The following is a 5,485-nucleotide window of genomic DNA, read 5'->3' as shown; positions in this document are numbered from 1 at the left end:
GTCCTGTACACATCAGGGACGGTAGACGGGTTCGTCCGGATCGGAAAGCCCTTGTGCGATAGGTAAGTTGAACTTCTTCCCACGGCAGGACAAAGACGGACCGGGGCAGCGCTGACCGCCCGGCGGCGCTTGCCGCCGCCGGGCACTGGCCTGCGGAAATAGCGGCGGAATGGTGTCCGAGGGCTAGTCGCCACCACCGAAGGCGGCGTCGAACGAGGCGGTGGGGGGCTCGAAATCGAACCGCTTCAGATGGGCAAGCGCTTGTGGCGCACCCGTGAGCCGGTCCATGCCGGCGTCCTCCCACTCCACCGAGACCGGGCCGTCGTAGCCGATCGAGCGCAGCATCCGGAAGACGTCCTCCCAGGGGACGTCACCGTGTCCGGCGGAGACGAAGTCCCAGCCGCGCCGGGGGTCGCCCCAGGGCAGATGCGAGCCGAGCCGGCCGTTGCGGCCGTCCAGCCGCTTGCGTGCCTCCTTGCAGTCGACGTGGTAGATCCGGTCCCTGAAGTCGTAGAGGAAGCCGACCGGATCGAGGTCCTGCCAGACGAAATGGCTGGGGTCGAAGTTCAGCCCGAAGGCCGGCCGGTGGCCGACGGCCTCCAGGGCGCGCTTGGTGCTCCAGTAGTCGTACGCGATCTCGCTGGGGTGCACCTCGTGGGCGAAGCGGACGCCCTCGGCGTCGAAGACGTCGAGGATCGGGTTCCACCGCTCGGCGAAGTCCTCGTAACCTCGGTCGATCATGCCGTCCGGCACGGGCGGGAACATGGCGACCAGATGCCAGATGGACGAGCCGGTGAAGCCGACGACGGTGTCCACCCCGAAGGCCGCCGCTGCCCGCGCGGTGTCCTTCAGTTCGGCGGCGGCCCGGCGGCGTACGCCCTCGGGCTCCCCGTCCCCCCAGATGCGGGCGGGCACGATGCCCCGGTGCCGCTCGTCGATGGGGTGGTCGCAGACCGCCTGGCCCACCAGATGGTTGGAGATCGCCCAGCACTTGAGGCCGTACTTTTCGAGCAGGGCGTGCCGGCCGTCGAGATACGCCGGGTCCCCGAGCGCCTTGTCCACCTCGAAGTGGTCGCCCCAGCAGGCGAGTTCCAGCCCGTCGTAGCCGAAGTCGCGGGCGAGGCGGCAGACCTCCTCCAGCGGCAGATCGGCCCACTGGCCGGTGAAGAGTGTGAACGGGCGTGGCATGGAACCCTCCCTAGACGTGGCTGTTCACGGGGTTTACGGGGGTGAAGACGGCGTTGTTCTCCGCGCTCTCCTCCACCGCGGCCAGGACCCGCTGCACCTGGAGACCGTCCGCGAACGACGGGACCGGGTCGGTGCCCGTGGCGATCGCCTCGATCAGATCGCGGGCCTGGTGGGTGAAGGTGTGCTCGTAGCCGAGCGGGTGCCCCGGGGGCCACCACGCCTCCAGATACGGATGGTCCGCCTCGGTGACCAGGATGCGCCGGAATCCGGCGGACGCGACGGGCTCGGTGTGGTCGTGGAACGACAGTTCGTTGAGCCGCTCCAGATCGAAGGCGAGCGAACCCAGTTCGCCGTTGATCTCGAACCGCAGCGCGTTCTTGCGGCCCGCCGCCATCCGGGTGGCTTCGAAGGAGGCGAGCGCCCCCGACGCGAGCCGGCCGGTGAACAGGGCCGCGTCGTCGACGGTGACCGCCCCCCGCCCGGCGGTGCCGGAGCCGGCGAGCCCCCCCGGGCGGGCGGCGAGCAGCGGACGCTCCCGTACGAACGTCTCCGCCAGCGCGGAGACCCCGGTCAGCGGCTCGCCCGCCAGATGCTGGGCGAGGTCGACGATATGCGCGCCGAGGTCGCCGAGCGCTCCGGAGCCCGCGTGTTCGCGCTGGAGCCGCCAGGTCAGCGGGGCCTGCGGGTCGACCAGCCAGTCCTGGAGATAGCTGAACCGCACATGGCGCAGGGTGCCGACGCGGCCTTCGGCGATGAGCCGCCGGGCGTAGGCGACGGCCGGGACGCGCCGGTAGTTGAAGCCGACCATCGCCAGCTGTCCGCGTTCCCTGGCGCGTTCGGCCGCCGCCGTCATCGCCTGTGCCTCGGCGACCGAGTTGGCGAGGGGCTTCTCGCACAGGACGTGCTTGCCCGCCTCCAGCGCCGCGATGGCGATCTCCGCATGGAGGTCCCCCGGAGTGCAGATGTCGACCAGCTGCACATCGTCCCGGGCTATGAGGTCGCGCCAGTCGGTCTCCGCCGCGGCCCAGCCGTGCCGGTCGGCCGCGGCGCGCACGGCTGACGGATCACGTCCGGCTATCGCGGCGAGCACCGGCCGCATCGGCAGATCGAAGACCCGGCCCACGGTGCGCCAGCCCTGTGAATGGGCGGCTCCCATGAACGCGTATCCGACCATGCCGACGCCGAGAGTCGGCGGAGCGGCCTCACTGTCCCTCTGTTCCATACGGATTCCTCCTCGTCGGACTGCTCAGTGGGGGCGGGCGTGCCGGTCAGATGAAGCCGGTGGGCAGGTACTGGTCGACGTTCTCCTTGGTGACGACGGCCGAGTACAGGGTGATCGACGCGGGGATCTCCAGCTCCGCCATCCCGCCCACGCCCTTGCCCTGGGCGACCGCGCGGGCGATGTCGATGGCGGACGCCGACATGGTCGGCGGGTAGAGCACGGTCGCCTTGAGCACGCTGTTGTCCGCCTTGATGGCGTCCATGGCGGACTTGGCGCCCGCGCCGCCGACCATCAGGAAGTCCTTGCGGCCCGCCTGGGCGATCGCGCGCAGGGCGCCCACGCCCTGGTCGTCGTCGTGGTTCCACAGGGCGTCGAACTGCTTCTGGGCCTGGAGGAGCTGCGCCATCTTGGCCTGGCCGGACTCGACGGTGAAGTCGGCGGCCTGCCGGGCGACCTTCTTGATGTTGGGGTAGTTCTTCAGGGCGTCGTCGAAGCCCTGGGTGCGCTGCTTGGTGAGTTCGAGGTTGTCGACCCCGGCCAGCTCGATGACCTTGGCGTTCGCCTTGCCCTTGAGCTTCTCGCCGATGTACCGGCCCGCGTTCAGGCCCATGCCGTAGTTGTCGCCGCCGATCCAGCAGCGGTACGCCTGCGGGGAGGCGAAGATCCGGTCCAGGTTGATGACGGGGATGCCCGCCTTCATGGCCTGGAGGCCGACCTGGGTGAGGGCCTTGCCGTCGGCGGGGAGGATGACGAGGACGTCGACCTTCTTGTTGATCAGCGTCTGGATCTGGCCGATCTGGGCGGCGGTGTCGTTGGAGCCCTCGGTGATCTCCAGGGTGACATCGGAGTACTTCTTCGCCCGCGTCCTGGCGTTGTCGTTGATCGCGTTGAGCCAGCCGTGGTCGGCCTGCGGTCCGGCGAAGCCGATGGTGACGGCCTTTCCGGGCTTCTCGTCGGCGACAGGGGCGTTGTTGGTGGCGCCCTCCGGCTTCTTGGCCTCATTGCTGGTGCAGGCGGTGAGGAACGCGCCCGCGGAGACGGCCGCGGTGCCGAAGAGCATTCCTCTGCGGCTGGGGCGGGAGTTCTGTGGCATGGCGGATCAGCCCTTCCGGTGGTGGAGCGAGGGTGGGTGAGGGGGTGTTCGGGGGTGCGCGGGCCGGGCGTGCGCGGTAGGGGTGCGGCCGAGTGGGTCAGGCGTCGCCGCTGTTGCGCAGGGTCCGGTGCTGCACCAGGACGGCGGCGACGATGATCGCGCCCTTGGCGATCTGCTGAACCGCGCTCTCCAGGTTGTTGAGGGCGAAGATATTGGTGATCGTGGTGAAGATCAGCACGCCGAGCACGGAGCCGACGATGGTGCCCCGGCCGCCGCTGAGGAGGGTGCCGCCGATGATCGCGGCGGCGATGGCGTCGAGTTCGTAGAGGTTGCCGTTGGTGTTCTGTCCCGAGCCGGCCAGCACGATCAGCATGAAGGCGGCGATCCCGCAGCACAGTCCGGAGAGGAGATACAGATAGAGCCGCTGCCTGCGGACGTCGATCCCGGCGAGCCTGGCGGCTTCCGCGTTGCCGCCGACGGCGAACGTCCGCCGCCCGAAGGTCGTCCGGTTCAGCAGCAGCCAGCCGATGACGACGACGGCAGCGAAGACCAGGACCAGCGGCGGTATGCCGAGGATGTTGGCGTCCTTGATACCGAGGTCGAGCACCGATTCGACGGTGACGATCTGGGTCTTGCCATCGGTGATCTGGAGGGCGAGTCCCCGGGCGGACGCGAGCATCGCGATGGTCGCGATGAACGGCACCATCCCGCCGTACGCGATCAGCAGTCCGTTCACCAGGCCGCAGGCGAGGCCGACGATCACCGCCGTGAAGAGGATGCCCGCGAAGCCGTACTCCTGGGTGGCCACGGTCGTCGCCCACACCGAGGCCAGCGCCACGATCGCGCCGACGGACAGATCGATGCCGCCGCTGGTGATGACGAACGTCATGCCGACGGTGACGACGCCGATGATGGACGCCTGGGTGAGGACGAGCTGAAGATTGCTGGTGTCCAGGAACTCATCGGGCTTGGTGATGCCGCCGACGACGACCAGGGCGGCGAGGACGCCGAGGAGGGAGAGATTGCGGACGTCCAGGCGCATGCCGAGCGGGCGTCGCGAACCCCCGTTGTCCGGCGGCGACTTCACAAGGGTGGGCGGCGTGTTCTGCTGCGCCGGAGTGGCTGGCTGCGTCATGCCGTCGGGCTCCCTTCCATCACAAGGTCGAGTACGCGGTGCTCGTCCAGTTCCCGGGCGTCGGCCGTGTGCACGACGCTGCCCTCGCGCAGCACCAGCACCCGGTCGGCGAGGCCCAGGACTTCGGGCACTTCGCTGGATACGAGAAGTACGGCCAGGCCGTCGTCGGCCAGCCTGCGGATCACGGCATAGAGTTCGGCGCGCGCTCCGACGTCGACGCCCCGGGTGGGTTCGTCGAGCAGCAGCACCTTGCAGCCGCGCAGCAGCCAGCGGGCCAGGACGGCCTTCTGCTGGTTGCCGCCCGAGAGGGTGCGGATACGGGCGTCGGGGTTGTCCGGGCGCAGTGAGAGTTCCCTGGTCGCCTGCTGGGCGGCGGCCCGTTCGGCCGCGCGGTCGAGCCAGCCCGCGCGGGCGAAGCGGGAGAGGGTGGAGATGGACACATTGCGGGTGACGGTCTCGATGAGCAGCAGCCCCTGGGCCTTGCGCTCCTCGGGGGCCAGCCCGATCCCGGCGCGTACGGCGGAGCGGACGCTGCCGGGGCGCAGGGGTTCGCCGTCGACCAGGACGCGTCCGGCGGTGGGTTTGCGGGCGCCGTAGATGGTCTCCAGGATCTCGGAGCGGCCGGAGCCGACGAGTCCGGCGAGCCCGACGATCTCACCGGGTCGCAGTTCGAGGTCGACGGGGGCGAACTCGCCCTTCCTGGTGAGCCCTTCGACGCTGAGGACCGGCGGTTTGCGATCACCCGCGGCGGGTCCGGGCCGCTCGGGGAAGACATACGCGACGTCCCGCCCGGTCATCAGGGCGACGACCTCGCTGGTCGGGGTGGACTCGGCGGGCAGTCCGACGG

The 5,485-nt window shown here is 69.9% G+C and carries 5 protein-coding genes; all 5 read right to left on the bottom strand.

The genetic code is table 11. The annotated features are described in order from the left end of the window. Positions 1–183: 183 nt before the first annotated feature. Entirely contained in the window at positions 184–1,188 is a 1,005-nt protein-coding gene (locus ACWF94_RS32065) for a sugar phosphate isomerase/epimerase family protein (RefSeq protein WP_453496495.1), read from the bottom strand. Positions 1,189–1,198: 10 nt separating this feature from the next. Then, complete coding sequence (locus ACWF94_RS32060) at positions 1,199–2,410, bottom strand: Gfo/Idh/MocA family protein (RefSeq protein WP_453496492.1); 1,212 nt, start codon at positions 2,408–2,410, stop codon at positions 1,199–1,201. A gap of 46 nt (positions 2,411–2,456) precedes the next feature. Further along, a complete protein-coding gene (locus tag ACWF94_RS32055) occupies positions 2,457–3,503 on the bottom strand; it encodes a substrate-binding domain-containing protein (RefSeq protein WP_453496489.1) in 1,047 nt (348 codons plus the stop codon). Between the two features lie 97 nt (positions 3,504–3,600). Then, positions 3,601–4,638, bottom strand: a complete 1,038-nt coding sequence (locus ACWF94_RS32050; protein ID WP_453496486.1) for an ABC transporter permease — start codon at positions 4,636–4,638, stop codon at positions 3,601–3,603. Then, positions 4,635–5,485 (bottom strand): ATP-binding cassette domain-containing protein (locus ACWF94_RS32045; protein ID WP_453496484.1); only part of this gene is annotated, 851 nt, incomplete at its 5' end. The genes ACWF94_RS32045 and ACWF94_RS32050, both read right to left, overlap by 4 nt.

This window comes from Streptomyces sp. NPDC055078 (genome assembly GCF_053607985.1).
This window is presented reverse-complemented; position numbering and strand designations above follow the sequence as displayed.